This window comes from Ottowia oryzae (assembly GCF_003008535.1).
GTDB lineage: Bacteria > Pseudomonadota > Gammaproteobacteria > Burkholderiales > Burkholderiaceae_C > Ottowia > Ottowia oryzae.
The window spans coordinates 2,006,492-2,033,409 of the sequence record NZ_CP027666.1; the positions used below are offsets into that span (position 1 = coordinate 2,006,492).

Annotated in this window: 25 protein-coding genes and 1 pseudogene; 7 read left to right on the forward strand and 19 right to left on the reverse strand. The window is 68.0% G+C overall.

All coding sequences use genetic code 11. The features are described from left to right. Nucleotides 1-160 precede the first annotated feature (160 nt). The gene (gene pmbA, locus C6570_RS09330) at nt 161-1,534 is read left to right on the forward strand and encodes a metalloprotease PmbA (RefSeq protein WP_106702957.1); all 1,374 of its coding nucleotides are present in this window, start codon (nt 161-163) and stop codon (nt 1,532-1,534) included. A 71-nt stretch (nt 1,535-1,605) separates the two neighbouring features. On the opposite strand, the gene C6570_RS09335 is transcribed toward pmbA, so the two are convergent. The 3 genes from C6570_RS09335 to rpsU form a co-directional block, all read right to left on the reverse strand. Then, nucleotides 1,606-3,843, reverse strand: coding sequence for a DUF6600 domain-containing protein (locus tag C6570_RS09335; RefSeq protein WP_106702958.1), 2,238 nt, complete (start codon nt 3,841-3,843; stop codon nt 1,606-1,608). A 300-nt stretch (nt 3,844-4,143) separates the two neighbouring features. Then, nucleotides 4,144-4,590 carry a GatB/YqeY domain-containing protein gene (locus C6570_RS09340; RefSeq protein WP_106702959.1) on the reverse strand — a complete coding sequence of 149 codons (447 nt, stop codon included), beginning with the start codon at nt 4,588-4,590 and terminating at the stop codon, nt 4,144-4,146. Between the two features lie 113 nt (nt 4,591-4,703). Further along, nucleotides 4,704-4,916, reverse strand: a complete 213-nt coding sequence (gene rpsU, locus C6570_RS09345; protein WP_106702960.1) for a 30S ribosomal protein S21 — start codon at nt 4,914-4,916, stop codon at nt 4,704-4,706. A 356-nt stretch (nt 4,917-5,272) separates the two neighbouring features. On the opposite strand from rpsU, the gene C6570_RS09350 reads away from it, so the two are divergent. Then, nucleotides 5,273-6,049, forward strand: coding sequence for a transporter (locus tag C6570_RS09350; RefSeq protein WP_164675520.1), 777 nt, complete (start codon nt 5,273-5,275; stop codon nt 6,047-6,049). A 137-nt stretch (nt 6,050-6,186) separates the two neighbouring features. Here C6570_RS09350 and C6570_RS09355 read toward each other — a convergent pair whose 3' ends face one another. The 9 genes from C6570_RS09355 to C6570_RS09395 form a co-directional block, all read right to left on the reverse strand. Beyond that, complete coding sequence (locus C6570_RS09355) at nt 6,187-7,659, reverse strand: 4Fe-4S binding protein (protein ID WP_245896145.1); 1,473 nt, start codon at nt 7,657-7,659, stop codon at nt 6,187-6,189. Beyond that, nucleotides 7,656-8,513, reverse strand: coding sequence for an FTR1 family iron permease (locus C6570_RS09360; RefSeq protein ID WP_106702962.1), 858 nt, complete (start codon nt 8,511-8,513; stop codon nt 7,656-7,658). Before C6570_RS09360 ends, C6570_RS09355 begins: the two co-directional genes overlap by 4 nt. Nucleotides 8,514-8,556: 43 nt before the next feature. Continuing rightward, nucleotides 8,557-8,901: a cupredoxin domain-containing protein gene (locus C6570_RS09365; protein WP_106702963.1), complete on the reverse strand. Its 345-nt coding sequence runs from the start codon at nt 8,899-8,901 to the stop codon at nt 8,557-8,559. Continuing rightward, on the reverse strand, nt 8,901-9,446 hold the full coding sequence (locus C6570_RS09370; RefSeq protein ID WP_106702964.1) for an iron transporter: 546 nt from the start codon (nt 9,444-9,446) through the stop codon (nt 8,901-8,903). The genes C6570_RS09365 and C6570_RS09370 overlap by 1 nt, the downstream gene beginning before the upstream one ends. 140 nt (nt 9,447-9,586) lie before the next feature. Continuing rightward, nucleotides 9,587-10,960: a BaiN/RdsA family NAD(P)/FAD-dependent oxidoreductase gene (locus tag C6570_RS09375; protein ID WP_106702965.1), complete on the reverse strand. Its 1,374-nt coding sequence runs from the start codon at nt 10,958-10,960 to the stop codon at nt 9,587-9,589. A 1,075-nt stretch (nt 10,961-12,035) separates the two neighbouring features. Continuing rightward, a complete protein-coding gene (gene cobA, locus C6570_RS09380) occupies nt 12,036-12,848 on the reverse strand; it encodes a uroporphyrinogen-III C-methyltransferase (protein WP_106702966.1) in 813 nt (270 codons plus the stop codon). Next, nucleotides 12,845-13,792: a DNA-binding protein YbiB gene (gene ybiB / locus C6570_RS09385; RefSeq protein WP_106702967.1), complete on the reverse strand. Its 948-nt coding sequence runs from the start codon at nt 13,790-13,792 to the stop codon at nt 12,845-12,847. Before ybiB ends, cobA begins: the two co-directional genes overlap by 4 nt. 127 nt (nt 13,793-13,919) lie before the next feature. After that, the gene (locus tag C6570_RS09390; protein ID WP_106702968.1) at nt 13,920-14,267 is read right to left on the reverse strand and encodes a thioredoxin family protein; all 348 of its coding nucleotides are present in this window, start codon (nt 14,265-14,267) and stop codon (nt 13,920-13,922) included. Nucleotides 14,268-14,348: 81 nt separating this feature from the next. Further along, nucleotides 14,349-15,044, reverse strand: coding sequence for a substrate-binding domain-containing protein (locus C6570_RS09395; protein ID WP_106702969.1), 696 nt, complete (start codon nt 15,042-15,044; stop codon nt 14,349-14,351). A gap of 277 nt (nt 15,045-15,321) precedes the next feature. Between C6570_RS09395 and C6570_RS09400 the strand changes: the two genes are divergently transcribed. After that, complete coding sequence (locus tag C6570_RS09400) at nt 15,322-15,762, forward strand: CBS domain-containing protein (protein ID WP_106702970.1); 441 nt, start codon at nt 15,322-15,324, stop codon at nt 15,760-15,762. Nucleotides 15,763-15,815: 53 nt separating this feature from the next. Next, complete coding sequence (gene tsaD, locus C6570_RS09405; protein WP_106704617.1) at nt 15,816-16,865, forward strand: tRNA (adenosine(37)-N6)-threonylcarbamoyltransferase complex transferase subunit TsaD; 1,050 nt, start codon at nt 15,816-15,818, stop codon at nt 16,863-16,865. A 119-nt stretch (nt 16,866-16,984) separates the two neighbouring features. On the opposite strand, the gene C6570_RS09410 is transcribed toward tsaD, so the two are convergent. After that, nucleotides 16,985-17,362 carry an Hsp20/alpha crystallin family protein gene (locus tag C6570_RS09410; protein WP_106702971.1) on the reverse strand — a complete coding sequence of 126 codons (378 nt, stop codon included), beginning with the start codon at nt 17,360-17,362 and terminating at the stop codon, nt 16,985-16,987. 244 nt (nt 17,363-17,606) lie between these two features. Between C6570_RS09410 and C6570_RS09415 the strand changes: the two genes are divergently transcribed. Together C6570_RS09415 and C6570_RS09420 are read left to right on the forward strand one after the other, a co-directional pair. Further along, entirely contained in the window at nt 17,607-18,206 is a 600-nt protein-coding gene (locus tag C6570_RS09415; protein WP_106702972.1) for a DUF2242 domain-containing protein, read from the forward strand. Between the two features lie 126 nt (nt 18,207-18,332). After that, nucleotides 18,333-19,643 carry a branched-chain amino acid ABC transporter substrate-binding protein gene (locus C6570_RS09420; RefSeq protein ID WP_106702973.1) on the forward strand — a complete coding sequence of 437 codons (1,311 nt, stop codon included), beginning with the start codon at nt 18,333-18,335 and terminating at the stop codon, nt 19,641-19,643. A gap of 171 nt (nt 19,644-19,814) precedes the next feature. Here C6570_RS09420 and C6570_RS09425 read toward each other — a convergent pair whose 3' ends face one another. Genes C6570_RS09425 through C6570_RS09450 form a run of 6 tightly spaced genes read right to left on the reverse strand, consistent with a single transcriptional unit; the run spans nt 19,815 to nt 26,010 of the window. After that, on the reverse strand, nt 19,815-20,210 hold the full coding sequence (locus C6570_RS09425; protein WP_106702974.1) for a Na+/H+ antiporter subunit G: 396 nt from the start codon (nt 20,208-20,210) through the stop codon (nt 19,815-19,817). Continuing rightward, entirely contained in the window at nt 20,207-20,485 is a 279-nt protein-coding gene (locus C6570_RS09430) for a K+/H+ antiporter subunit F (RefSeq protein ID WP_106702975.1), read from the reverse strand. The genes C6570_RS09425 and C6570_RS09430 overlap by 4 nt, the downstream gene beginning before the upstream one ends. After that, nucleotides 20,485-20,985: a Na+/H+ antiporter subunit E gene (locus C6570_RS09435; RefSeq protein ID WP_245896146.1), complete on the reverse strand. Its 501-nt coding sequence runs from the start codon at nt 20,983-20,985 to the stop codon at nt 20,485-20,487. Before C6570_RS09435 ends, C6570_RS09430 begins: the two co-directional genes overlap by 1 nt. Continuing rightward, entirely contained in the window at nt 20,982-22,691 is a 1,710-nt protein-coding gene (locus tag C6570_RS09440; protein WP_245896147.1) for a monovalent cation/H+ antiporter subunit D, read from the reverse strand. The genes C6570_RS09435 and C6570_RS09440 overlap by 4 nt, the downstream gene beginning before the upstream one ends. Further along, nucleotides 22,688-23,083 (reverse strand): Na+/H+ antiporter subunit C, encoded by a 396-nt coding sequence (locus C6570_RS09445; RefSeq protein ID WP_106702976.1) that lies wholly within the window; start codon nt 23,081-23,083, stop codon nt 22,688-22,690. Before C6570_RS09445 ends, C6570_RS09440 begins: the two co-directional genes overlap by 4 nt. Then, nucleotides 23,083-26,010 (reverse strand): monovalent cation/H+ antiporter subunit A, encoded by a 2,928-nt coding sequence (locus C6570_RS09450; RefSeq protein ID WP_106702977.1) that lies wholly within the window; start codon nt 26,008-26,010, stop codon nt 23,083-23,085. The genes C6570_RS09445 and C6570_RS09450 overlap by 1 nt, the downstream gene beginning before the upstream one ends. Nucleotides 26,011-26,247: 237 nt before the next feature. Here C6570_RS09450 and C6570_RS09455 point away from each other — a divergent pair. Next, nucleotides 26,248-26,898, forward strand: a pseudogene (locus tag C6570_RS09455) (response regulator); the annotation flags it as partial. Between the last annotated feature and the right edge of the window lie 20 nt (nt 26,899-26,918).

Sequence of the window (26,918 nt, forward strand, 5' to 3'; positions counted from 1 at the left end):
CACCCCGCCGAACCAAGGCCGCGGAGCAGGCCGTGCCAGCAAACGCGGTGGCCGCACCTGTGGCGGCCACTCGCGTTGTCCCCCCTCCCGAAGCGCGCAGCGCGAAGAGAGAGGGGGGAAGGCGCGTCAGCGCCTCAGGGGGGAGTCCTAAAATGCTCTCATGCAAGAAACCACCAAGCCCCTGGCGGGCTTTTCTTATTCCCGCGCGTTTTTCGAAGACCTGGTCGATACCGCGCTGGCCCATGCCAAAAAGCTGGGCGCGACCGATGCGGGCGCTGAAGCGTCGGAAGGCTCAGGCCTGAGTGTCAGCGTGCGCAAGGGCGACCTGGAGACGGTGGAGCGCAACCGCGACAAGTCGCTGGGCGTGACCGTGTACCTGGGCCAGCGGCGCGGCAACGCCAGCACGTCGGATTTCTCGCGCGCGGCGATCGAGCGCACCGTCCAGGCCGCGTACGACATCGCGCGCTTCACCGCCGAAGACCCGACGGCCGGCCTGCCGGATGAGGCGGACATCGCCACGGCCGCCGAGCAGCCTGAGCTGGACCTGTTCCACCCCTGGCCCATCACCAGCGAACAGGCGGCCGAGATGGCGCTGGCCTGCGAGGCGGCGGCGTTTGGCGTGGACAAGCGCATCGCCAACAGCGAAGGCGCGGGCGTGTCGGCCCAGCAAAGCCATTTCTTCAGCGCGCACACGCACGGGTTTCGCGGCGGCTACGCCAGTTCGCGCCACAGCCTGTCTGTGGCGCCCATCGCGGGCAAGGGAAAGGACATGCAGCGCGACTACTGGTACAGCTCAGAGCGCGACGCGCGCCACCTGGCCAGCCCCGAGGCCGTGGGCCGCTACGCGGCCGAGCGCGCCTTGAGCCGCCTGAAAAGCTGCAAGATCAGCACGCGCGAATGCCCAGTGCTGTTTGAATCGCCACTGGCAGCGGGCTTGCTGGGCGGCTTTGCGCAGGCCGTGAGCGGCGGCGCGCTGTACCGCAAGACCACGTTCCTGGCCGATTCGCTGGGCAAGAAGGTTTTTCCGAGCCACATCGACGTGAGTGAAGACCCGTTCATCCTCGGCGGCAAGGGCTCGTCGCCGTTCGACGAGGAAGGCGTGCGGGTGCAGGCGCGCAACGTGGTCGAGCGCGGGCGCGTGCAGGGCTACTTTCTGACCACCTACTCGGCGCGCAAGCTGGGCATGAAGACCACGGGCAACGCGGGCGGTTCGCACAACCTGACGATGACATCGCGCCAGACGCGGCCCGGTGACGACCTGGACGCCATGCTGCAAAAGCTTGGCACGGGCCTTTTCGTGATCGAGCTGATGGGGCAGGGCGTGAACTACGTGACGGGCGACTATTCGCGCGGCGCCAGTGGCTTTTGGGTTGAAAACGGGCGCATCGCCTTTCCGGTGCAGGAAATCACCATCGCTGGCAACCTGCGCAAGATGCTGGCGGGCATCCAGGCGGTGGGTGCCGATGCGTACACCTACGGCGCGAAGACCGTGGGTTCGGTGCTGATCGACCGCATGACGGTGGCGGGCAACTGACCGGGCTGTTGGCGTGCCCTGAATAAAAAACCTGCAGCGCAGGCTGCTGGTTTTTGTTTGCGCTGGGCGCTTTAGCCGCGGGGCTCCTCGCGGCGCTCGTGCTGCTCGCGCGGCGGGTGCGGTGGCCGCTGGCCCTGCTCAGGCCTGCCGCCCGCGTTGGGCTGTTGCATGGGCCGCTGAGGCGGCGGGCGCATGGTTTCCGCCGGCCCGCGCGTCATGGGCATGCCTTCGGGCGGGCGGCGCTGGTCGAAGTGCGGGCGCTCCATCGGCTGCGGCGCAGCCGGGCGTTGGGGCGCGGGTTCAAACTGCGCGCGCGGTGGGCGGTCGCCCCGCTGCCAGGGCGTGGCGTCGCCCGGGTGGCTCTGCGGCGGGCGCTGCGTCTGCGGCTGCTGCACGGCGGGTTGTATCTGCTGCGGCACAGCCATCTCTGGGCGGCGCTGCGGCCATGCGGGCGCGGCGGCGTCATGGTGGCCTGGCTGGCTTTGCGCCGGGGCCGATTCCGGGACGTGCATGGGCGGCCGGGGCTGGGCCGGTGCCGGTTGGGCAGAGACCGGCCGCTGCGGCGCGGGCAGGTTGGCCCCGGGTTGCGGCATGCGGGCCGGATCGCGGTCGAAGCCGTTGGGCGTCGGGCGGTTGCCAGGCGCATTGCCTGCGCCCGAAGTGCCCGGTGCCCGCGGATTCGGGCCGTGCTCCTGCATCCAGCCGTCTGCAGGACGGCCCACGTCGCCGCCAGGGCGGCCATCGGGTCGGCGGGCGGCGGGCGCCACAGCGCCACCGGGGCGCCCCGCCGCGTCTGGCAGACCCTGCGCGGCAGGCCGCAACTGGGCGGCCACCGGGTCAAACCCCCTGCCGGGTGCCGCGGCGTTGTTGGGCCCGCCCGGGTGAGCAGGGTTGATCAGGGGTTGGGGCATATGGGCGGCAGCGGGCAGGGCCATGCGCTCGGGGCGGCCCACCGGCGGCGCGATCGGCGCGGCCTGGCCGGGCGCAAAACCACGCGGCGGCGGGCCGATCGGCCGTGCGGCCTCCAGCACGCCGGGCGGCAGACGCGAGCCATCAACGAAGCGGGGGCGGTGATCCGGGCCACGGTCGCCGCGCCAGCCAAAGTCGCCGGGTGGCGCGAACGACACGGCAGTGGGCCGCCGCTGGAAATAGAAGCTGTCAGGTGGGCGCACAGGCGCCTGCATGGCCACCCAGGGGTTCAGGCGCCGCACGTAGACGGCGCTGGCGTAGTAATGCGGTTGCCACACTTCGCCAGGGGCCAGCGGAAACCACGCCGCCGCCGGCAATCCGGCGCCGACAGAAATGCCCCAGTTGCCACCGCTGCCGCCACCCACGAAGCCGACCAGGGCAGGGGCGTACACGGGGCGCGCCACGCGCGGACCCGGCACCCAGGCCCAACGCGGCCCAATCTGCGCCCAGCGCCCGTAGTGCGACGGCGCGAAGCCCCAGGGTGCGTCGTCCACCCATGTCCAGCCCCAGGGCTCTACCCAGCGCCAGCGGCCATACCGGTAAGGCGCCCAATCGGCTTCGACCACCTGTGGGTACCACACGGCGCCGTAGGTGGGGTCTTGCGCCCATTGGCCGTGCTGGTCAAGCAAGGCGATGCCGGGAATGGCGGGTGACACGTACTGGTACGTGACTGAGGTTTGCAGCTGACCTTCGCGTGCGGCCACCCATTGATCGAGCCCGTCGCGCGGCGGCAGGCCGGTGCGGGCCACCACGGCCAGATCGCGCCCGGCGAACGTGATGGCCTGGCGCGCGCCCACGGCGGTGGCTTCGCCACCCGCGCCGTACACGGTCACGGTGCCGCTTTGCACCGTGACGCGCGATGTGGCGCTCACGGGATCGACGTCCACCCGGAAGTCGCCCGCCTGGTTGGCAACCAGCGCGGCCTGGGGTGTGTCAATTTCCACGCGCTCACCGGGCTGCAGCTGGCGCACGCGCACCGACATGCCGCCGTTGGTCAGGGCTACCTGGGTGTTCTGGTTGTCCAGCTGGGTGACCCCCATGTCGGACTGGCCGGCGGTGCGCAGCACCACCCAGCCACCATCCAGCTCCAGCCGGGCGCCGGGGTCGGTCGAGACTTGCGCGCCGTTGACGATCGGCCAGTTGACGCTGGCGGCCGACCAGTTGGTGCCGTCGGTCAGCATGCGGGCGGTGCCTTGCTGCGCGCTGATGTACAGCACACGGTCGGGCGGATCTTGCTGCTGCGCCGTGGCCAGCAGCGGCGCCGCCAGCAAGGCCAGCGCGGCCAGGCAGCGCCGCCAGTCGGGCGGCGTGCGGGTTGAGACAAAGGTGAAAGAAGGCATTCGCATCTCCAAAGCGCAGCGGCCAGTCAACGCCGCCGCCGAGAACGTTCTCGTGCCTTCTTCAACGCGCGACGGGCTGAAGTGGTTTGCGCGGATGGGGGCGTTCGCGCAAAGCTGTTACGATTTTTGCAACGAGGTGTTGCAGGCTGTTGGGAGCCGCTGCGCTTTGGATGTGAAAGCGCATCTCGTTGGCGATGCGCCCGCTGCCGCAGCGGCAAGCTTGCCGAGCCCCACAGCCGCTGGTGCGAGCCGCGCCGTGGCAGCGCATCGCGGTGATTCAGCCTTCAGCGCTCTGTGCCATCAGCCAGCCAATGCGGCTTTCACGGCGGCGCTCACGGCGCCCATGTCGGCCTTGCCGGCCAGGCGCGACTTGGCTGCGCCCATCACCTTGCCCATGTCGCCCGCGCCCGTGGCGCCCAGTTCGGCCACCAAAGCCTTCACCTCGGCCGCCACTTCGTCAGCGGACAGGCGGGCGGGCAGGTACGCCTGCAGCACGGTGATTTCGCTGGCTTCCTTGTCGGCCAGGTCTTGGCGCGCAGCCTGGGTGAAGGCGGCGATGCTGTCCTTGCGCTGCTTGATCAGCTTGTCCACGATGGCGATGACGGCCGTGTCGTCCAGCGTCACGCGCTCATCCACTTCCTTTTGCTTGATGGCCGCTTGCAGCAGGCGGATGGTGCCCAGGCGTTCGGTGTCCTTGGCGCGCATCGCGGTTTTCATGTCTTCAGTGATCTGGTCTTTGAGGCTCATGGCAATGTCCTTGGTCGGAATCGGAAACAAAAAAGGCCCGCAGAGCGTCCCCGGCGAGCCTTTTTTGGTTGCGCAGCGGCCTTGGTGACAGGGCCGCGCGCGGTGCGAAAAACTCAGTAGAGTTTTTTCGGCAATTGCATGCTGCGCACCCTTTTGTGGTGGCGCTTGACGGCGGCGGCCTTCTTGCGCTTGCGCTCAGCGGTGGGCTTTTCGTAGAACTCGCGTGCACGCAGTTCGGTCAGCAGGCCCAGTTTTTCAATGGTGCGCTTGAAGCGGCGCAGTGCCACGTCAAACGGCTCGTTTTCTTTTACACGGATGGTGGTCATTCGATTTTCGATCGGTGCGCGGCCAGCGGGTGTGAAGTAGATCAGGCTTCACGCCATGCGCCGCAAATGTTGCCCTGCCTCTTGAAACTAGTATGTGGCCGGCAGGGCGTTTGCCAGCAAAGCCTTCAATTATAGGGGGAAATCGTCCGATTGTGCGAAACGGGTGCACGCCGAGCCGATTCATCGCACTCCTTGCGCCAAGTCAATGCGAATGGTTCGTATTGTCATTGATGATGCCAAGCGTGGCTTCACCCATTGGGCTGGGGCCGCAAGATGGTCTGGTGGCGCCGCCGGCGGAGGGTTGTCTTTCTGCTGTAAGACGCTTTGTGAAAATACTGCCCGATACCGAAATCGCTATGTCAATCCCTATCACGTTCATTCTTCCGCGAGGCGCTGTCGCTGCCCTGCTGCTGCTTGCTGGCTTCACCCCATCAGCGTACGCCGCGCACCCGCTGATCTCTGACGACAGCGGCACCCAGGGCGCCGGCATCTGGCAACTGGAGGTCAACACCGACCATACGCGCACCCGCGACGATGGGCAGACCGCTTGGGCGCGCCAGCTGAACACCACGCTGACTCGGGGCGTGACCGATGAGCTGGACGTCGCCGCCAACGTGCCGCTGCAGCGCAACAGCGCCAGCGGCGAGCCCGCCCAAAGCGGCGTGGCCGACGTCACGGTGCAGGCCAAATGGCGCTTTTACGACAACAAGCAAGGCTGGTCGCTGGCCTTGCGCCCGGCCGTCACTTTGCCCACCGGCAGTGACAGCAAGGGGCTGGGCAACGGGCGCGCCACGGCAGCGGCCACACTGATTTCAACGCTGGAAGCGGGCGACTGGACGTGGCTGGCCAACGCAGGCTACACCTTCAACGACAACCGGTTGGGCGACCGCAAGCACCTGTGGGCGGCATCCACCGCGCTGCTGTACAAGCTGACCGAGCAGTGGTCGCTGGTGGCCGACGTGGGCGCCAGCCGCGGCACCGACGCCAGCGCGAGCCGCACGAACAAGTTCGCCGTGCTGGGCACGATCTACCACCTAAACGACAAGACCGATCTGGACATCGGCTGGCGCCGCAGCCTGGGCGCCAAGCCCGTGTCCAACACCGTGGGCGTAGGCTTGACGCTGCGCTGGTAACGCAGCGCTGATCGCAATGAAAACTGCCGCTGGCGCAGGTGCGACCAGCGCTGGAAGCTATCAAATAGATAGTAAATGGCAAGATGGTGAACAGCGGCGGTGCACTGCGCGCTGCGCCAGGCCGCCGCCAGCCACCCTCACCACCACCAGAACAGCCAGCCCCAGGCGCTGCAGACCCAGGCCAGCACGGCCACCATGGGCACCAGCGCCAGAACGGTGCGTGGCGCGGCCAGGCCCCAGCTGCGCAGAATGCGCCAGCCCAGCCACAGCGACCACAGGCTGGCGGCCGCCAGCAGCGCCAGGCGCAGCGGCCCGATCCAGCTCAGCACAATGCCTTCGCCGCGCAGCAGCGTCAGCGTGACGGCAGACAGGCCCAGAAACACGCCGATGCCCGCGATCGGGATCAATGACTGCGCCAGGTGGTGCAGCCGCTGCGTGCGCCACGGCCCGGCCAGGCGCACGCTCAGCGCCAGCAGCGTCAGCGTCACGCTGCCCCAGACCAGCGCGGTCGCGGCCACGTAGCCCAGCAGCAGCCCGCCGTCCAGCCAGGTGAACACGTCGTTCTGGTCAGGGTAGTGCGTCAGCACCCACCAGGGCGCGTTGTCGGCCAGCGGCCACATCACGTCGTGGTCGATCAGCCACGTGGCGATCCACTGCTTGGCGGCCACGAACCAGGGGCTGGCGCTCCAGTGAAAGGCGCCAATGGCCACGCCCAGCAGGCCGAACACGATCAGCCAGGTTTGCCAGTGGTCGGCCTCGGTGGCGGCCACGCGCACCACTTCGTCGTCGGGCGAACGCCATTGCAGCGCGATGGCGTCGTGGTGGCTGCTGCAGCGCCCGCACATGTGGCAGCCGGAATTGCCCTCCATGTGGCGCAGCGCCACCATGGGGCCGCAATCCACCGCCGGCGCCGCGTGGATCGGGATGGTGCGCTGCGCCGAGGCGTGCGCTTCGTCTTCCAGCGACAGGCGCCAGGCTGCGTCGTCCACCCGGTAGTGCATCGGCGCCAGCTTGGACAGCAGAGAGAACACGCCGTTGACCGGGCATAGAAAGCGGCACCAGGCGCGCTTGCCGCGCGTGTACAGGTAGCCGATGACCATCGCCGCCACCGTGCTGCCGCCCAGCACCACCAGCGCGGCCTTGGGGTACTGGTACACGCTGACCATCTGGCCGTACACCGTGGTGCAGACAAACGCCACGAAAGGCCAGCCGCCCCAGCGCATCCAGCGCGGCACGCCGTGGCCGCGGCCGTGTTTGGCGGCCCATTCCGTCAGTGCGCCTTCGGGGCACAGCACGCCGCACCACAGCCGTCCGAACAGCACCATGCTGACCAGCACAAACGGCCACCAGATGCCCCAAAAAGCGAATTCGGCAGCGATGGTCAGGTTGTTCCACGCGTGCGCCGTGCGGTCGGGCAGCGGCAGCACCGCCGGCACCACCAGCAGCACCGCGTAAACCAGCACCACCACCCACTGCAGCGCGCGAATCAGCCGCGCGTGGGTGCGCAGCCATTCGCCCACGGCGGCCAGCGCGCGCTGCGCCTTGCCTCCGCCCGTCAGCGTGATGGGCGCGCGCGCGTGCACGGCGCACCCCATGGCAGGGCTGCTCATAGCTTGCCCGCCATGCCGTGCGCGGCCGATGGCAGGCGCGATGCGGCCACCGCCGAGCGCCAGCGCATCAGCGCCCACACCAGCACCCAGTAGCCGACGAACACCAGCACCGTCATCAGCGACGGCTGGGCGCGGTAGCCCGTCAGCGCCGCCACCACGCCGCCCACGGTGCTCATGTCGCTCAGCACGGCGGACGTGTCCCACAGCCCGTCGCGCAGCGCGGGCAGCCAATCCATGGCCTGCAGTTTTTCAGCGCCGGTGACCACCAGCGCGGCCGCCAGGAAGAGCAGCATGATTTCGGTCACGCGAAAGAAACTGCGCCAGTTCAGCACCTTGCCGCCCAGCTGCAGCAGCCCGAAGGTCGCCAGCGCCAGCACGATGCCCGCCAGCGCAGCCAGCCCCATCATCGGCAGCTCTTGCGCGGGCGCGGCCGCCAGCGTGCCGTACAGGAAGACCACCGCCTCGCTGCCCTCGCGCGCGATGGCCAGCGCCGACAGCACCAGCACGCCCCACCAGTTGCGCTGCTGCGCCTGGCGGGACAGGCCCGATTCCAGGTCGCGCTTGAGCGTGCGCCCATGCGAGCGCATCCACAGCACCATCTGCACGATCAGCGCGGCGGCCACGAAGACCATCACCGCCTGGAACAAGTCCTGGTGCTCGGCCAGCAGCCCCTCGGCCGCGTAGATGCCCAGGGCCAGCAGCCCGGCCAGCAGCAGGCCCAGCACCACGCCGGCCCACAGCCAGCGCTTGCCGCCCTGCGCTTCAGGCGTGCGCGACAACCAGGCGTACAAGATGCCTACGACAAGCAAGGCCTCGACGCTCTCGCGCCAAAGGATGAACACAATCTGGCCCATGGCCGGCTTTCTCTGATGCGAAAAAAACTGAAGGGCTGGCGCCCTACTTGATGATGAACACGCCCTGCGTCGTCTTCATGTGGAATTCGTCGTAGAACGGGTAGCTGCCAGCCGACTTGCCCGGCAGCACGCGCGTGCGCGTCAGCCCGGGGGCCACCACCAGCTCCAGCCCCAGCGGCAGGCTTTCAAACTCTGCCGGGGTCTTGCCCTGGTTGGTCACTTCGACCCTGAAGCGCTGGCCCGCAGGCACTTCGATGCGCTGGGTGCTGATCACCCCATCGTTCACGACGACCTTGAAAGTGGGCACGTCGTCGGCCCACGCCGCACCGCCCCACAGCAGCGCGGCCAGGCCAAGGCCCGCCCAGCGCGCGGTGACACCGGATGGCATCAATACCCGCCCTTCTTGCCGGTGCCGGCGTAGGTGAAGTCGTAGCTGGCGGTGAACGGCTTGAACCACGGGGCCACACCGGTTTCTTTATCCACGTGGCGGCCAAAGTGCGCCTGCGGGTTCTGGCTGGGCGGCAGCACGGTCAGCACCAGCGTGTATTTGCCGGGGCCCATCAGCTTGACGTTGTCGCCGTAGTGCGGGCCGTCGCTGGCCACCATGGGCATCAGCACGCCTTCCAGCGGCTTGGCGTTGCCCGCCTTTGTCAGCTTGTACTTGACCACCAGGGAAGGCATCCAGTCGCCTTCGCCAAAGCCGTTGGTGTTGCCCTTGGCGGCGCGGATGTCGGCCTCCAGGTGAATGTCGGACAACTTGGCCTCGCGCATCATGCCGGGCGGGTCCATCTCGATCGGCTGCAGGTACACGGCGGCCACTTCCATGCCGTTTTCGGTATGCGGCTTGCCGATGGGCGTTTCAGCGGCGAGCGCGGTCAGCGGATAGGCGGCGGCAACGAGGGCGGCCGAGGCGATCAGTTTGGAGAAGGTCATGGTGTGAAGGCGGAAGTTAACAAGAATGATTCTCGATACAACTGTACGCCTCTCCAAGCCCCCATGTGCTGCGCCAACGCAGGAAAACCGTGTTGACAGGCAGCATTTGCACTGATCTCGACCGCGCTTTAAGCCGCAATTCAGCTTGCCGCATCGGAACGCGCGTGCAAATTCGCCTGGGAATGCCCCTGCGAATTCGCGCGCGTGTGCGCATGCGCCTTGGCGTCCTCGCCTGAGCCAGCCTGCGCCTCCAGCGCCAGCGCACACGCATGCGCGCTGGCCCAGGCCCACTGAAAGTTGTAGCCGCCCAGCCAGCCGGTCACGTCCATCACCTCGCCGATGAAGTACAGGCCCGGTTGCGACTTGGCGGCCATGGTCTGCGACGACAGCCCGCGCGTGTCCACCCCGCCCACCGTCACCTCCGCCTTGGCGTAGCCCTCGGTGCCGGTGGGCACCAGTTCCCACTGCGTCAGGCGCTCGGCCAGGCGCAGCAGCGCTTTGTCGCTGGCCTCGTTGATGGGGCGCTGCCAGGCTTCGTCCAGCCCCGCCCACGCCTCGGCCAGGCGGTTGGGCAGCCACTGCGCCAGTTCCTTGGCGATCAGCCGGCGCGAGCTGGCCTTGGCCGCCAGCAGCGCCGCCGCCACGTCCACACCCGGCAGCAGGTTGGTGCGGATCGGCGTGCCCGGCCGCCAATAGCTGCTGATCTGCAGCACCGCCGGGCCAGATAAGCCCCGGTGCGTGAACAGCAGGTCTTCGGCAAACACGGTGCGGTTTTTCTTGTCGCCCGTGCTGATCTGCACCGGCAGCGCCAGCCCCGCCAGCTGCGCGTACGGCGCCCAGGCCGCGCCGTCGAAAGTCAGCGGCACCAGGCCGGGCCGCGTGTCGATGATCTTCTGGCCAAACTGCCGCGCCAGGCGCAGCCCCAGGTCGCTCGCGCCGATCTTGGGGATGGACAGCCCGCCGGTGGCCACCACCAGCGCGGGGGCTGTCACCGCGCCCCGATCGCTATCAACAAAATAGCTGCCAGCGCTGGTGGAGCCTGCGCCAGAGGGCGATTCGGCTTCAAACCGAACGCCCCGCACGGCGCAAGGCTGCCAGCGATCCACCCGGCCACCGGCGGCGGGCGCCGCATCGCATTCGGCCAGCAGCAGCGCGATCAGGTCGCCCGCCGAGCGGTCGCAAAACAGCTGGCCCTTGTGCTTTTCATGAAAGGCGACGCCGTGCCGCTCCAGCAGCGCGGTGAAGTCGGCCGGCTGAAAACGCGCCAGCGCCGACCGGCAAAAGGGCGGGTTGGCGCTGAGGAAGTGTTTTTGCGGCGCGGCCGGGTCCAGGTCGCGGTTGGTGAAGTTGGCGCGCCCGCCGCCGGAGATGCGCACCTTTTCGGCGACGCGGTCGAAATGGTCGATCAGCAGCACGCGCAGGCCGTGCTGCCCGGCTTGCGCGGCGCAGAACAGGCCAGCGGCGCCGGCGCCCAGGATGATGGCGTCGTAGGTGGGGGTGGGGGAGGGTGGCACGGGGGGATTGTCGCGGGTTGCGTGGGGTGTGGGGGTTGCTTGGGTTTTGATGGGGTCTAAGGGGCTCTGGCGCTTGTCATGACTGCGCTGGCAGCTATCTTTTTTGATGTTCGCTTGAGTTGCTGAGGGCAGAGGCCGGGTCTCGGCCCGGCGGCCGAAGTCCTTTTCTTTGCTTCGCCAAAGAAAAGGACTCAAAAGAAAGGCGACCCTGCTGGCTGCGACCCCTCCGCTTTGCTACGGGGCAACCTGTGTCGGGGCGCTGGCGGGGTGGGCCGCAGAACTCACTTCGCTGCTGCGCAGCTTCGTTCGGACAACTGCGGCCAGCTAGAGCACGAAGCTCGTGCATCCTTCGGTGCACGAGCCACCCCACCAGCACCCCGCCCCAGGCGCATCCAGAAGGGTGTAGGGAACCATACGGGCCATCGCTTCGCTCGGCCCTCGGTGTTGGGTGCCACAGGATGCGATGCAATTGGTTGGCGAACTCGACGCCACTTGACCCGCCTGAACTCGACCTTACCGAACCTGCCCGATCGCCCCCCCGGCGCTGGCTTCAGTCCCAGAAGGAGACGCGCGGGTGGGGAGAGCCAACATGGGAGGCGGCCCCAGCAGAGGCTATGCGCCCAAACGCGGACCGCACACCCCTGCACCCAGGCCGAGCGCAGCGATGGCCCGAGTTGGGCTTTGATCCCCTCTGGACGTGCCGAGAAGCGCAGGGCGTGGGGCGGGCTGAGGGCAGCGCAGCATGCCCTCAGCTTCGTGCTCTAGCTTGCTGCGGTTGTCTGAACGGCGCTGCGAAGCAGCAAAGTGAGTTCCGCAGCACCGCCCCGCGACCGAGCATCGCAGGTTGCCCGCAGCGAAGCGAAGGGACACGCCCAGTGGGGTCGCCTTTTCTTTGCCTACTTTCTTTTGGCGAAGCAAAAGAAAGCAGGTCGGCCGCCGGGCCGAGACCCGGCCTCTGCCTTCAGCAACCCCAACCAAATATCAAAGAAGATAGCTGCCACCGCAGGGCAAACCAGCGCCAGAACCACTTTTAATCAAGAAAAAGCGCCACCGCACGATCAGGCCGCAACCCGCCTCAGCCCGCCGAAGCGCTACCTTCCCGCAAAGCCGCCCTCACACCCCGCACCACATCCCCCACCACCACCACCGCCGGGCTGCCCAGCCCGTGTTCGTGCAGCGCATGCACCAACGCGCCCAGCGTCGTCAGGCACTGGCGCTGTGTGGGCAGGCTGGCGCGTTCGATCACGGCGACGGGGGTGCTGGCGGGCAGGCCGTGCAGCAGGCCGTGCTGGATGTGCTCGGCGTTGCGGATGCCCATGTAGATCACCAGCGTCAGGTGCAGCGCCTGCGCTGCGGCGGCCAGCTGCGGCCAGTCGATGCCGGGGCCGTTCTTTTGCGGGTGGCCGGTGACGAACACCACACCCTGCGCGTACTCGCGGTGCGTCAGCGGTGCGCCCAGGCTGGTCATGGCCGCCAGGCCAGCGGTGATGCCGTTGACCACTTCCGGCTCGATGCCCGCCGCGCGCAGGCTTTCCACCTCTTCGCCGCCGCGGCCAAAAATGAAGGGGTCGCCGCCCTTGAGGCGCACCACGCTTTCACCGGCGAGCGCGGCGTCGATCATCAGCCGCTCGATGGCGGGCTGCGGGGTGCTGCGGCAGCCGCCACGCTTGCCCACGTAGGTGATGCGGGCGCTGGGGGGCACCAGGGCCAGCACCGCGTCGCTGACCAGGTCGTCCACCAGCACCACGGTGGCGGCCTGCAGGGCCTTGACGGCCATGAAGGTGAGCAGATCCGGGTCGCCCGGGCCGGCGCCTACCAGCGCGACCCGGCCGAGGCGCTTGGGCGGCACGGCGGGGGCGCTGGGCGGGTCTTGGGTCGCATCGCTCATGCGGTCAGCGGGCCCAGCAGAGATGGGTCGCCCGCCGCTTCGATGGCCTTGCAGGCGCGCACGATGTGGTCGGTCTGGATGACGATGGGCTCGGGAATGGGCACCAGCCCTTCCAGCACGCCGCGCATGTAGGTGGCGGTGGTGATCGGGTCGATCAGCCGCGGCAGCGAGGGCAGGCTGGCCAGCGGGCCGCTGCGCCCTTCGTCCACCAGGCGCACCTGGCCGTTGATGTACACGTCCATGCGTGGGGTGCGGCGCGGGTCGGCCACGGGCTCGCCCTCGGTGCCGCGCAGCAGCATGGCGTTGCTGCCCATCAGCTCGAACGTGGCGGCCATGGATTCGAAGTATTCGGGGTGCGTGTAGCTGCCCACCACCAGCGCCGTGCCGGCCACGGGGTTCATCAGCTTGACCAGGCTGTGCCCGCTGTTGCGCAGGCCGATCGTGCGGCGCACGTCCAGCAGTTGCTTGAGGCCGGGCAGCAGCTCGCGCGTGTCCACGTAGTGCAGGCGCCCGGATTCGATGACGCTGTCGGGGCGCTGCGGCGTGATGCCGATCACCGACAGCGCTTCCAGCGAGGTGACGCGCGCGTCCTCGGTGGGGGTGCCGTGGATCAGCACCGGCAGGCCCTTGCGCGCCAGCATCATGCCAAGCAGCGGGGTGAGCACCGGCAGCTTGCGCGCGCCGTTGTAGCTGGGCAGCACGACCACGGGGCGGTCGCTGGCGGGCACGTGCTTCATGCGGGCGGCCACGGCGTCGAGGAAGCCGGCCATCTCTTGCGGCGTTTCGCCCTTGACGCGCATGGCGATGCAGAAGGCGCCGATTTCCAGATCGGTGCAAAAGCCGTCCAGAACCTGGCCCAGCAAGTCGGCGGCCTGTTCGCGCGTGAGGGCGCGCGCGCCATCGCGGCCGCGGCCGATCACTTTCAGGTAGGGGCTGATTCCCATGGGGTATTGTGGTTCAGTGCTTGGCCGCAGCCAAAGTGAGTGTCAAATTCTGACCTGTACTTGCAGATATGCAAGTATCAAGCCTGACACACCTTGTCACATGGCGGCATCCACAGCGAGCGATGGCTTACAAACCCAGGCTTTTGAGCAGCCGGGGGATTTGCGCTGCCTGCGGCAGCACGGGCCCGGCAAAGCGCACGCCGCCGTCGGCCGCGCCAATCACCAGGGTGGGGAAGGTTTCCACGTCCAGATCGCCCACAGCAGCGGATTCATCCTCGACGTCCACCCAGCGGAAGACCAGCCCGGGGTGGGCCTGGGCCGCCTGCTGAAAGCCGGTGGCGAATTCGCGGCAGGTGCCGCACCACTGGGCGCACAGGCAGATGACGGCCCCCGCCGCTCCCGCGGGCGCGGCCGCGCCATTCAGCGTGTCGGACAGCAGGGCCAGCAGGTCAGGGTCGGTCAGGGAATGGCTCATTAACAGGCGATTGTCACACCGCCGGGCTTGCCGCGCAGGGGAGCGCAGGCCAGGGTGCAGGTGGCTGCCACGGCCCGCAGATCACAACGGCGCCATGCCGCAGGCCAGCTTGGCTGGGGCGGCGGGTGCAGACGCCAGAAACGCCAGCAGCGCGCGCACGGCGTCCGGCTGGCGCGACGTGGCCGCCACGCCGCCTGAGAACACGGTGGTGATCTGAACCGCATCCGGCAGCGGGCCCAGCACGTCGATGCCCGGCAAGTCCATCAGCTCGCTCAGCTGCTGAAAGCCCAGCGACACCTCGCCCTGGGCGATCAGCTGGCCCACGGGCGTGCCCGGTGGCGGGGTGACCAGCTTGGCGGTCACCTCGTCCGCCAGGCCCCAGCGGGCAAACAGCTGGGCCAGCGCCACGCCGCTCGGACCTGTTGAATAGCCGATGGTGCGCGCGGCCTGCACCGCCTGGCGCACGGCGGCTTCGGTGCCGATGTCCGGGTGCGGCGCGCCCGCCGGCACGGCCACCGCCACGCCAGAGCGCACCCAGTCGACGCGGCTGCCCGGCAGCACGTGGCCGCTGGCGATCAGTCTGTCGATCGCGTCGCTGGCCAGCAGCACGCCGTCCAGCGCCTCGCCCGCCTGCACGCGCTTGGCCGCATCCACGCCGCCCACCGATTCCGGCGTGACGGGTACGCCGGGGTGCGCCTGCCGGTACTGGCCCAGCAACTCGCCCAGCAGCTTCTGGGTGGCCTTGGATGAGATAAGCGCGAGAGATTCGGCGGTCATGAGGGGCAGAGAGAATTGGTGATAAAAAATGGCTCTGGTGCAGGTGCATCCAGCGCTGGCAGCTATGTTAAACGTAGCGGACGGGTGGGGGCCGCACGTCGCAACGCCGGGCCGCGCAGCGCCCATTGTGCGACGGCGCAGTCGCCGCTGCCTTCGCGCATTCGCTGCTCAGGGTGGCGGGCGCGGCCTGCAAACCGCCGCCGCGCAGGTGGCGCTGGGCGGCAGGTTCTGGCACGATGCGTGAACAACTTCACGCCCACCCCTTGAGGAGCCGCCCATGCCCAACGTGTCCGACATCCTTGCCCACCGTGACCAACGCGTCCTGGCCGCGCTGCCGCCCGAAGCCACGGTGCGCGACGCGCTGCAGTTGATGGCAGACCGCAACGTCGGCTCGGTGCTTATCATGCAGGGCGATGCGCTGCTGGGCATCTTCACCGAGCGCGACTACGCCCGCAAACTGGCGCTCAAGGGCCTGGCCTCGGCCGACACGCTGCTGGCCAACGTCATGACGTCCAAGCTCTACGTCGTCAGCCCCCGCCAGACCGTGCAGGAATGCATGGGCATCATGTCGCAGGCGCGCCTGCGTCACCTGCCGGTGGTCGAAGGTGGGCAGGTGCTGGGGCTGGTGTCCATCGGCGACCTGGTCAATGCCGAGCTGGCCGAGCAGCGCTTCATCATCGCCCAGATGGAAAGCTACATCGGCGGCGGCATCGGCTGAGGCCCGGCGGCGCTGCGCCGCGCTTTGCGGCACGGGCGCCGATAATGCGCGCCATGGCGCACCTTGTTCTGGGCATCGAATCCTCTTGCGACGAAACCGGCGTGGCGCTGGTGCGCGTGCAGGGCGAAGGCGTGCCGCAGTTGCTCGCGCACGCGCTGCACACGCAAGTGGCCATGCACGCCGACTACGGCGGCGTGGTGCCCGAGCTGGCCAGCCGCGACCACATCCGCCGCGTCGTTCCATTGACAAAAGAGGTTCTGGCGCAGGCTGGGCAAGCGCTGGAAGCTATTGATTTGGTAGCGTTTACCCGCGGCCCTGGCCTGGCCGGTGCGCTGCTGGTGGGCGCGGGCATGGCCTGCGCGCTGGGCGCCGCGCTGGACAAGCCCGTGCTGGGCGTGCACCACCTTGAGGGGCATTTGCTGTCGCCGTTTCTGAGCGCCGACCCGCCCGAATTCCCCTTCATCGCGTTGCTGGTCAGCGGCGGCCACACGCAGCTGATGCGCGTGGATGGCGTTGGCCGGTACGAGCTGCTGGGCGAAACCATTGACGACGCCGCGGGCGAGGCCTTTGACAAATCCGCCAAGCTGCTCGGCCTGGGCTACCCCGGTGGCCCGGCGCTGGCGCGGTTGGCCGAATTTGGCGACGCCACCGCCTACAAACTGCCCCGGCCGCTGCTGCACAGCGGCAACCTCGATTTCTCTTTTGCGGGCCTGAAAACCGCGGTGCTGACCCAGGCGCGTCGGCTGGAAGGTGCGGCCTGCGAACAGCCGCGCGCCGATCTGGCTGCCAGCACGCAGGCGGCCATCGTCGAAGTGCTGGTGAAAAAGTCGCTCAAAGCCTTGCAAGCCACGGGCCTGCGGCGGCTGGTGGTGGCCGGCGGCGTGGGCGCCAACGCCCGCCTGCGTGAAGAGCTGAACGCCGCCTGCGCCGCGCGCGGCGTGCGTGTGCACTACCCCGAGCTGCACCTGTGCACCGACAACGGCGCCATGATCGCGCTGGCGGCCGCCATGCGGGTGCAGGCGGGCGCGGCCCAGCCCAGCCAGAATTACGCGTTCGACGTGAAGCCGCGTTGGCCGCTGCATGAGTTGGCCGTGGCCGCCTGAGCGACTCTGGCCAGCCTTGGTTCTGGCAGGGCGCGCGCGGCAAGCACAAAAAAGGGAAGCACGGGGCTTCCCTTTTTGCATGCGGCTCTCACGCTGGCCGCACGCATCCGCAGACCGCGTCAGTCGATGTTCAGGTTCGTGGCTTTGCTTTGCGGCACCAGCTTGGCCAGCGTGAGGGTCAGCACGCCGTTTTCCAGCTTGGCGTGGCTGGCGGCGGTGTCCACTTCCTGGGCGAATTCATACGCCTTGCGGTATTCGCGCGGGGCGCCTTCCACGGTGGTCACGCGCACGGTGGCGCCTTCAATGGCGATGTTCAATTGATCGCGCGACACGCCGGGCACGTCGATGCTCAGTTCCCAGTGCTTTTCTTCTTCCTTCAGCTGCGTGCCGGCGTTCTTGGCAACGGCCACCGCGTCGTCCAGAAAGCGGTCGAGCGAACGCAGGGCGGGGCCATAGACAGAGCGGCGCAGGTTGGGGTTGGCAGAGGTGAAAATCATGGTGCGTATTCCTTCAGAGTGGTGTGGATGGCGACCCTTCGTCAGCGGCGCTGCGCCCGGTCGCTTGCCACCACACTTGAGCGCGCGCCAGCGGATTTCAAGCTCTTTTCTGCGCCCATGCGTGCGGCCATTTCACCGCGCGAAATCCTGCGTCAAGTTACAAAAACGTGGGCGTTGGCGGTGGCCGCACGGGCGCCAGGCATTAACATCCACGTTCTTCTTTTGATAGCGAACGCGTTTTCGGATGAGCCTTGCTTCAATCGGGCGTCGCGCTGTGTGGGCGCTGGTGCCCCTCACCCTGGCAGCCTGCGCCAACCTGCCCGGAAAGCCCGTCGAGCTGGTGGATTTCCAGCCCGAAACCTTCGATTCCACGGCCCACAGCCGCCATTTCGCCACCAGCCCTGCGCTGGCTTGCGAGGCGGCGCGGCGCACGCTGCTCAGCCAGGGTTACGTGGTCACCTCGACCAAGCCTGAGCAGGTGTCGGGCCGCAAGTATTTCCAGCCCGCACCTGAACACCACGTGGAGATGGAGTTTCGCGTGGTCTGCGCGCCCGAGCAGGGCGACAACGACCGTGCGGTGGTCTTCGTGAGCGGCCTGAAAGAGCAGTACGTGGTGCGCAAGGTCAAGGAGTCGGCGTCGCTGGGCGTGGGCGGATTCGGGTCGCTGTCGCTGCCGGTGGAAGGCGGCCTGGATTCGCTGGTCAAGGTGGCCAGCAACACCGTCACCGAGCCGAATCTGTACGAGCGTTTCTTTGACCTGCTGGGCGGCTTCTTGAGCAAAGCCGTTCCGCCCAAGGCGGCCGAAGACGCCGCCTCCGCCCCTTCGCACGAAGACAAGCCCTAGCGGCTGTCGGCAGCGCCATCGCCCCCACTGTTGGGTTGGTGCGCAGCCTCTTGCGAAGCGGGGCGCTTCAGTCAGATGCCGACGCGTGCGTTGGCATCGCCCCTCACCTGATTTCTTTTGAGTGTCATGAACCCCATCCAACGTCGCCAGGCCCTCGTCCGAACCGCTTCACTGCTGGCTGCCGCTGCCGCTGCCGCGCCGCTGGCCGCCATGGCGCAGCCCGCCAGCGCTGGCAAGTCCGCGGGCTTGGCGCCGGTCAAGCTGGCCTTGATCGAATCGCTCAGCGGCCCCTTTGCCAACACCGGCGAGGCCGTTTACCGCAACCTGATGTGGGCGATCGAGCGGGTCAACGCCCGGGGCGGCGTGACCACCGCGCAAGGCAAGCGCCTGCTGCAGCTGGAGCGCTTTGACAACAAGGGGCAGACGGAAGAATCGCTGCTGATGCTGCGCTCGGCCATCGACAGCGGCGCGCATTTCGTACTGCAGGGCAATTCGTCGTCCGTGGCGGCGGCGCTGATCGATGCGCTGAACAAGCACAACGAGCGCGAGCCCCAGCGGCGCGTGCTGTTCCTGAACTACTCCGCCGTCGACCCGATCCTGACCAACGAGCTGTGCAGCTTCTGGCACTTTCGCTTCGATGCGCACGCCGACATGCGCATGACGGCGCTGATGCAGCTGGTGGCCGAAGACAAGCAACTGCAGCGCATGTACCTGATCGGCCAGGACTACAGCTTTGGCCAGGCCGTGTTGCGCGAGGCGCGGCGCCAGCTGGGCGAGCGGCGGCCCGACATCGCCATCGCCGGCGAAGAGCTGCACCCGATTGGCCGCATCAAGGACTTTCTGCCCTACGCGGCCAAGATCAAGGCCAGCGGCGCACAGGCGGTGCTCACCGGCAACTGGGGCAACGACCTGACGCTGCTGGTCAAGGCGGCGCGCGAAGCCGGGTTTGACGGCCGCTTCTATACGTTTTACGGCAACGCCCTGGGCGCGCCCGCTGCCATGGGCGAAGCGGGCATTGGCAAGGTGGTGGCCGTGGCCGATTGGCTGCCCAACACGCCCACGCCCGAAAGCGCCGAGTTCTACCGCGCCTTCCGCACCCGCTTTCCGCGCCCGCAGGACGATTACGTGCACATGCGCATGCAGCTGATGATCGAGGCGCTGGCCCAGGCCATCGACCGCGCCCGCAGCGACGACGCGCTGGCCGTGGCGCGCCAGCTGGAGCGCGCCGACGTCACGCTGGCTGGCCAGCGCGGCACCATGCGCGCGGCAGATCACCAGTTCCAGCAGCCGCTGGTGGTGGGCGTGATGGACCGCCAGGGCGCGCCGGGCGTGCCGTTTGACGTGGAAGGCTCGGGCTACGGTTTTCGCGTGGTGCGTCAGATCAGCGCCAGCGACGCGGCCATGGCCACCACCTGCCAGATGAAGCGGCCGGGCTGAACGCCGCTGGTTGAAAGCGAAGGCGCGCACAGGTTGACCGGCCTGACGCCGCCAAGGTTTGATAAGCAATTTGCTATCAAAAAACGAGCTGCCGGCGCTGGTGGGTAGGGCGTTGGAGGCGTTTTCGACTTGAAATTGCAAGCGCCGCCGCCCAGGGCGCGCGCGACCCGCTCAGCCAGCGTCGTCTGGTGTCGTGTTGTCGGCCGAGCCGGTCTGCTTGGGCATCAACGCGGGCGGCAGCGCCTTGTTGCCCGCCTGGCGGCCGCGGAAAAGGGCCGCGCGGCCCAGCAGGATGCTGGTCACCGGCACGGTGATCGACAGCAGGATGATGATCAGCCACACATGCAGCTCAGGCCGCTGGTCCAGCGCCGAGAAATACACGATGGAGGCCAGCGTGACGCACCACGCCGCCCAGGTAGACACCAGCGCCGGCGGATGCATGCGCTGGAAAAAGTCTTTCAGGCGCACCAGGCCCATCGCTGCCACCACAGAGAACACGGCGCTGGCCAGCAGCAGCACGGCCACCACCACTTCCACCCAAATGGGCACAGACGCCGACGTGCTCATTCGATCACCTCGCCGCGCAGCAGGAACTTGGCCATGGCCGCCGAGCTGACGAAGCTGAACAGCGCGATCAGCAGCGCGGCCTCGAAATACATGCTGCTGCCGTAGCGCAGGCCGATCACCAGGATGATCAGCATGCCCAGAAGGTAGATCAGGTCCAGCGCCAGCACACGGTCTTGCGCCGACGGGCCGCGCAGGACGCGCCAGAGCGCCAGCAGAATGGCCACGCCGTACAGGATCAGCGTGGTGGTGACGGCGTAGGACAGCAGCGGGCTCATCATGGGGCGGACTCGAAGATCTGGATCAAGGGCCGTTCGTAGCGTTCCTTGTACATGGCGATGAAGGCGTCCGGGTCCGGGGCGTTCCATGCGTGCAGCAGCACGGCACTGCTGTCGCGCGCCAGTTCGCACCAGACGGTGCCAGGCACCACGGTGGTGATCATCGCCAGCGAAGCCAGGCCGCTGGGGTCGCGCAGGTCCAGCGGGATCTGGATGAAGCTGCTTTGCACGGGCTGGGAGGGGTGGCGCAGCAGGGTCCAGAAGACTTGCAGGTTCGACTCGATCACGTCGTAGCCCACGTGCAGGATCAGCCTGGCCAGCACCAGGGGGTGGCGAATGCGGGGGCGGGCGGGCCGCAGCGGCGCCAGCAGCGCAGGCGCGGCCACGCCGAACACCACGCCCAGAATGATCTGGCCGGGGCTGACCGATTGGTTCAGCACCAACCACAGCACGATCAGCGCCAGCGTAAGCAGCGGAGAGGGCAGCAGGCGGCGGATCATCGGCGCAGCCCTCCTTCACCCGTGGCGGTGGGCGACGGCACCGGCTTGGTCGATACCACCGTGCCGATGTAGTCCTTCGGGTCGTGCAGGCTGAGCGCGGTGGCGTTGGCGTAGCGCAGCACGGCATCGGCCTGCCACACCAGCACACCCAGCAGCAGCAGCAGTGCGCCGATGGGCAGGGTTTCAATCACCCGCAGGCGTGGCACCGGGCGGCCTTCGGGCGCCCAGAAATAGCGCACACCGGCACGCGACACGGCGATGGTCGTCAGCAGGCCGCCGATCACCAGCAGCGCCAGCAACAGCCACGCGCCGGTGGACACCTGCGCGTCGTGGCCAAAGCCGTTGGGATTGAGCAGCCCGGAAAGAATCACCACCTTGCCAACAAAGCCGGGCAGGGGCGGCAGGCCGGCAATCGTCAGGCCGCACACGATGAAGGACAGGCCCAGAAAGGCCATGGCCGCGGGAATGGCGCGGCCGAACAGCGCCTGCTCGTCCTCGTCGAGGTTGACGTCGCGCACGGGCATCAGGTCCACCGGGTAGGCAAAGGGCTCGTCATCGGGGTCGGCTTCGTTGACGTAGTCTGGCCGGTCTTCCACCTGGCGCGTGCGGTCGATCAGGTCAACCAGCAGGAAGAAGGCGCTGATGGCCAGCGTGGAGCCTAGCGTGTAGTAAAGCGCGCCGCCGGTCACATCGGGCTGGCCAAAGCCCAGCGCGGCCAGCAGCGTGCCCGACGACAGGATCACGCAGAACGCGGCCATGCGCCCCAGGTGCTGGGTGGCGATGATGCCGATGGCGCCAAATGCCAGGGTGATCAGCCCCAGGCCGACCAGCACCGGGCCGCCAAAGTACGCCGATACGCCCGCATCCTGCGGGAACAGCAGCGTCCACATCCGCAGGATCGAATACAGGCCCAGCTTGGTCATGATGGCGAACAGCGCCGACACCGGCGCGCTGGCGCTGGAGTAAGTGGATGGCAGCCAGAAGTTGAGCGGCCAAGCCGCCGCCTTGACCAGAAACGCCACCACCAGGATGGCGGCGCCCGCGTGCAGCAGGCCGCGGTCGTTCTCGGGAATGGCGGGCACCATGATGGCCATGTCCGCCATGTTCAGCGTGCCCGTCACGCCATAGAGCATGGCCACGCCGATCAGGAACAGCGAAGAAGCCATCAGGTTCATCGCGATGTAGTGCAGGCTGGCCCGCACGCGCGCCCAGCCAGAGCCATGCAGCAACAGCCCGTAAGAGGCGGTGAGCATGATCTCGAAGAACACGAACAGGTTGAACAGGTCGGCCGTGAGGAAAGCGCCGTTCAGGCCCATCAGCTGCAGCTGGAACAGAGGGTGGAAATGCACTCCGGCCTTGTCCCAGCGTGCGCAGGCGTACAGCACCGACGCCAGCCCCAGCACGCTGGACAGCAGCAGCATCATGGCCGAAAGGCGGTCGACCACCAGCACGATGCCAAAGGGCACCGGCCAGTTGGACGGCATGTACACCCCCACCGCCTGCGGCGCGCCCATGTGCTGCACCCAGTACACCAGCGCGGCGGCGCAGAACACGCCCAGCGCGCAAGAAGCCACGTTGACCGCCGCCTTCAGCGGGCGCCGCGTATCGCCCAGCAGCAGCATGACCGCGGCCGTGGCCATGGGCAGCAGGATGGGCGCGATGATCAGGTGCGGCATGAGCCGCTCTACCAACTGGGCAAACGTCATGGGCGCGGCTCCTGCGCCGGTGCGCCGTTGGGCAGGATGGCTTGCGTGCCGTCGTCCGGCTCCTGGCCGTCCACATGGTCGGTGCCCGACAGGCCCCGCGAGGCCAGCAGCACCACCAGGAACAGCGCCGATGTCGCAAAGCCGATCACGATGGCCGTCAGCACCAGCGCCTGGGGCAGCGGGTCGGTGTAGTTGACCAGGTTGGGCGACAGGCCCGTCTGCACGATGGGTTCACGGTCGATGGACAGGCTGCCCATGGCAAAGATGAACAGGTTGACCGCGTAGGACAGCAGGGTCAGGCCCATCAGCACCTGAAACGTTCGGGGCCGCAGCACCAGCCAGACGCCCGAGCCGCCCAGCACGCCGATCGCAATGGCAATGATCGTTTCCATCAGTCGACCTTTCCTGCGCTGGCGGCGGCGGTGGCCGCTGCCGATTTGTCGGGCGCCTTGCGGTGGCTTCGCACCGATTGGTGGGCGAGTGCCGTCAGGATCAGCAGCGTGGAGCCGACCACCACCGCGAACACCGCAATGTCAAAGAACAGCGCGCTGGCAATGTGGATTTCGCCCACCACCGGCAGCGTGAGGTGCGCCGTGTGCGTGGTCATGAAGGGGTAGCCAAACCACAGCGAGGCGATACCGGTGGCCAGCGCCATCAGCAGGCCCACCCCGATCCAGCGCACCACGCGCAGCTGCAGGTGCGCCTCCACCCAATGGGTGCCGGCCACGATGTACTGCGTGATGAAAGCGATGGACAGCACCAGGCCGGCGACGAAGCCGCCCCCCGGCTCGTTGTGGCCGCGCATGAACAGGTAGGCCGAAACCACGGCGGCGACCGGCATCAGCAGGCGCACCAGCGTGGCGGGCACCATCATGTAGCCCAGTGCCGTGTCTTGCGCGGTGCGCGGGTTGATCAGGTCGGTGGCCAGGTCGGCCGGAATGGCGCGTTGCTGCGGCGGCAGCTGGATAACCTCGCGCGGCGGGCGGAAGCGGCGCAGCAGCGCGTACACCGTCAGCGCCACGATGCTCAGCACGGTGATTTCGCCGAAGGTGTCGAACGCGCGGAAGTCCACCAGCATCACGTTGACCACGTTGGTGCCACCGCCTTCGGGCAGCGCGCGGTCCAGGTAGAAGGGCGAGATGCTTTGCGGCGCCGGCCGGGTCATCATGGCGTAGGCCAGGGCGGCCAGCCCGGCGCCAGCCACCACGGACACGATCAAGTCGCGGAAACGCCGTAGGTGCACGCGCGGCGCAAGGTGGGAAGCCTCATAGGGTAGGCGCTTGGGCAGCCAGCGCAGGCCCAGCAGGAACAGCACGGTCATCACCACCTCAACCGTGATCTGCGTCAGCGCCAGGTCGGGGGCAGAGAACCACACGAAGGTGAGAATGGTGGCCAGGCCCACGCCGCTGACCATCATCAGCGCGGCCAGGCGGTGGAACTTGGCCTGGTTGGCCGCTGCCAGCGCGCACACGCAGCCCATCACCCACAGCAGGGCGAACTCGGTCGAGCCGGGCACCCTTTCGCGGTCGCCCCAGGTCACGCCGCCGCGCCACAACGACGCCGTGGCCGCCGCGACGGCGCACAGAACCAGCAGCAGCAGCTGCGGTTGCAGCCGCCCGCTGGACAGCACGCCCAGCACCCAGCGGCTGCCGCGGTCGAGCGCGTACAGCGTGCTCTGGAAGATGCGCTGGCCGTCCAGCCAGTAGATCAGCGGCACATGGCGCAGCTTGCCCGTCAGCAAACGCTTGCGCAGCGCCAGGTACAGCAGCACGCCGCCGGCCAGCGCCACCAGGCTCATCACCAGCGGGCGGTTCACGCCGTGCCAGATCGCCAGGCTGTAGCTGGGCAGATCGCCGCCCACCACCGGGCGCGCGGCCAGTGCCAGGGCAGGGCCCACCGACCATTGCGGGAAGATGCCCACCACCAGGCACAGCAGCACCAGCACCTCGATCGGCACGCGCATCCAGCGCACCGGCTCATGCGGGGCCAGCGGCAACTCAGACCGGCGCTGGCCCAGAAACACGCTGACCGAAAAGCGCAACGAATAAACCACCGCAAACACGCCTGCCACGGTGGCGGCAATCGGCAGGCCCACGTCCAGCCAGGGGTAGGAGCTCAAATCGATGGTTTCGGCAAAGAACATCTCCTTGGACAGGAAGCCGTTCATCAGCGGCACGCCGGCCATCGCGGCGCTGGCCACGAAAGCCAGCGTGCCGGTGATCGGCATGGCTTTCCACAAGCCGCCCAGGCGCCGGATGTCGCGGGTGCCGGTTTCGTGGTCGATGACGCCCGCCGCCATGAAAAGCGATGCCTTGAAGGTCGCGTGGTTCATGATGTGGAAAACCGCCGCCACGGCCGCCAGTTCGCGGTTCAGGCCCAGCAGCAGGGTGATCAGCCCCAGGTGGCTGATGGTGGAATACGCCAGCAAGCCCTTCAGATCATTCTGGAACATCGCCACGTAGGCGCCCAGCACCAGCGTGATCAGCCCCGCGCCGCCTACCAGCCAGAACCACTGCTCGGTGCCTGCCAGCGCCGGCCACAGGCGCGCCAGCAAAAACACCCCGGCCTTGACCATGGTGGCCGAGTGCAGGTACGCGGACACCGGCGTGGGCGCGGCCATGGCGCGCGGCAGCCAGATCTGGAAGGGAAACTGCGCGCTTTTGGTGAAGGCGCCCAGCAGGATCAGCACCAGCGTGGGCGTGTACAGCCGGTGGGCGGTGACCTCGGCCCCGCTGGCCAGCACCACGTCCAGGTCGTAGCTGCCCACGATGTGGCCGAGCATCAACACCCCGGCCAGCAGCGCCAGGCCGCCCGCGCCCGTCACGGTAAGCGCCATGCGGGCGCCCCGGCGGGCGTCTTTGCGGTGGTACCAGTAGCCGATCAGCAAAAAGCTGAACAGGCTGGTCAGCTCCCAGAAGAACACCATCTGCACGAGGTTGCCCGACAGCACCACGCCCAGCATGGAGCCCATGAATGCCAGGAAGAACGAGAAAAAGCGCGGCACCGGGTCGTTCTTGGACATGTAGTAGCGCGCGTACACCGCTACCAGCGTTCCGATGCCGGTCACCAGCATGGCGAACATCCAGGCAAACCCGTCCATGCGCACCACGAAGTTGATGCCGGCAGAGGGAATCCAGCGGTGTTCCTCGCGCAGCACGGCGCCCTCGCTCAGCCCCGGATACTGCCATGCCACCCAGGCCAGCGCCGCCGCACCCACCAGAGCAGCCCACACCGCCGCAGCGGTACGGGCGTGCGTCGGCATCAGCGCCGCCACCAGGCTGCCGACAAAGGGCAGCAAAAGCAGGTAAACCAGATCCATCCAGAAAAAGCACCGGGTTCACGCCAGCGCGGAGCGGCGCGGCGGGCGCGGTTCCGGGTGACGAAGAGGTTGTCAGGGGAGGGCGGGGCCATGCGCCCCGAGGCCAAAGCACCCCAATAATAAGTCACGATTGTTTGAAGCTGACACGTCCGCCCCATCAGCGCCGGCAGCTAGCAAATCGTGAGCACTTTTGACTGCCTGCGTGATGCGCCGCCAGGGCGCCGCTACCATTGCCGCATGCGCATCCTGCTGGCCGAAGACGACACGATGATTGGCGAGGTGGTGCTCGACGCGCTGCGCGCCGAGCACTACGCCGTGGACTGGGTCAAGGACGGCGCCATGGCCGACACGGCCCTCACCACCGCCGATTACGACCTGCTGCTGCTGGACCTGGGCCTGCCCCGCAAGGACGGGCTGGACGTGCTACGCGCCCTGCGCGGCCGCCACCAGCGCCTGCCGGTGCTGATCGCCACCGCGCGCGACGCCGTGGGCCAGCGCGTGGCGGGGCTGGACGCGGGGGCGGACGACTACATCGTCAAGCCCTACGACCTGGACGAGCTGCTGGCGCGCATCCGCGCCCTGCTGCGCCGCGCCGACGGCCGGGCCGAGCCAGCGTACGAATGGGGCGATGTGCGCATCGTCCCGGCCACGCGCGAAGTCACCCAGGCTGGCGTGCCCGTGGTGCTGTCGGCGCGCGAATGGGCGGTGCTGGAGCCGCTGCTGGCGCGCCCAGGGCGGGTGCTGTCGCGCCAGCAGCTCGAGGAAAAGCTGTATTCCTGGCGCGACGAGGTCAGCAGCAACGCGGTAGAGGTGTACATCCACGGCGTGCGCAAAAAGCTGGGGGCCGAGCTGATCCAGAACGTGCGCGGCCTGGGCTACCTGGTGCCGGCGCAGGAAATGGCCCGGCC

Excerpts from the sequence above, each read along its gene's own strand:
- pmbA (WP_106702957.1), top strand. The coding sequence starts at position 161 with ATGCAAGAAACCACCAAGCCCCTGGCGGGCTTTTCTTATTCCCGCGCG.
- C6570_RS09335 (WP_106702958.1), bottom strand. The coding sequence starts at position 3,843 with ATGCCTTCTTTCACCTTTGTCTCAACCCGCACGCCGCCCGACTGGCGG.
- C6570_RS09340 (WP_106702959.1), bottom strand. The coding sequence starts at position 4,590 with ATGAGCCTCAAAGACCAGATCACTGAAGACATGAAAACCGCGATGCGC.
- rpsU (WP_106702960.1), bottom strand. The coding sequence starts at position 4,916 with ATGACCACCATCCGTGTAAAAGAAAACGAGCCGTTTGACGTGGCACTG.
- C6570_RS09350 (WP_164675520.1), top strand. The coding sequence starts at position 5,273 with ATGTCAATCCCTATCACGTTCATTCTTCCGCGAGGCGCTGTCGCTGCC.
- C6570_RS09355 (WP_245896145.1), bottom strand. The coding sequence starts at position 7,659 with ATGAGCAGCCCTGCCATGGGGTGCGCCGTGCACGCGCGCGCGCCCATC.
- C6570_RS09360 (WP_106702962.1), bottom strand. The coding sequence starts at position 8,513 with ATGGGCCAGATTGTGTTCATCCTTTGGCGCGAGAGCGTCGAGGCCTTG.
- C6570_RS09365 (WP_106702963.1), bottom strand. The coding sequence starts at position 8,901 with ATGCCATCCGGTGTCACCGCGCGCTGGGCGGGCCTTGGCCTGGCCGCG.
- C6570_RS09370 (WP_106702964.1), bottom strand. The coding sequence starts at position 9,446 with ATGACCTTCTCCAAACTGATCGCCTCGGCCGCCCTCGTTGCCGCCGCC.
- cobA (WP_106702966.1), bottom strand. The coding sequence starts at position 12,848 with ATGAGCGATGCGACCCAAGACCCGCCCAGCGCCCCCGCCGTGCCGCCC.
- ybiB (WP_106702967.1), bottom strand. The coding sequence starts at position 13,792 with ATGGGAATCAGCCCCTACCTGAAAGTGATCGGCCGCGGCCGCGATGGC.
- C6570_RS09390 (WP_106702968.1), bottom strand. The coding sequence starts at position 14,267 with ATGAGCCATTCCCTGACCGACCCTGACCTGCTGGCCCTGCTGTCCGAC.
- C6570_RS09395 (WP_106702969.1), bottom strand. The coding sequence starts at position 15,044 with ATGACCGCCGAATCTCTCGCGCTTATCTCATCCAAGGCCACCCAGAAG.
- C6570_RS09400 (WP_106702970.1), top strand. The coding sequence starts at position 15,322 with ATGCCCAACGTGTCCGACATCCTTGCCCACCGTGACCAACGCGTCCTG.
- tsaD (WP_106704617.1), top strand. The coding sequence starts at position 15,816 with ATGGCGCACCTTGTTCTGGGCATCGAATCCTCTTGCGACGAAACCGGC.
- C6570_RS09410 (WP_106702971.1), bottom strand. The coding sequence starts at position 17,362 with ATGATTTTCACCTCTGCCAACCCCAACCTGCGCCGCTCTGTCTATGGC.
- C6570_RS09415 (WP_106702972.1), top strand. The coding sequence starts at position 17,607 with ATGAGCCTTGCTTCAATCGGGCGTCGCGCTGTGTGGGCGCTGGTGCCC.
- C6570_RS09420 (WP_106702973.1), top strand. The coding sequence starts at position 18,333 with ATGAACCCCATCCAACGTCGCCAGGCCCTCGTCCGAACCGCTTCACTG.
- C6570_RS09425 (WP_106702974.1), bottom strand. The coding sequence starts at position 20,210 with ATGAGCACGTCGGCGTCTGTGCCCATTTGGGTGGAAGTGGTGGTGGCC.
- C6570_RS09430 (WP_106702975.1), bottom strand. The coding sequence starts at position 20,485 with ATGAGCCCGCTGCTGTCCTACGCCGTCACCACCACGCTGATCCTGTAC.
- C6570_RS09435 (WP_245896146.1), bottom strand. The coding sequence starts at position 20,985 with ATGATCCGCCGCCTGCTGCCCTCTCCGCTGCTTACGCTGGCGCTGATC.
- C6570_RS09440 (WP_245896147.1), bottom strand. The coding sequence starts at position 22,691 with ATGACGTTTGCCCAGTTGGTAGAGCGGCTCATGCCGCACCTGATCATC.
- C6570_RS09445 (WP_106702976.1), bottom strand. The coding sequence starts at position 23,083 with ATGGAAACGATCATTGCCATTGCGATCGGCGTGCTGGGCGGCTCGGGC.
- C6570_RS09450 (WP_106702977.1), bottom strand. The coding sequence starts at position 26,010 with ATGGATCTGGTTTACCTGCTTTTGCTGCCCTTTGTCGGCAGCCTGGTG.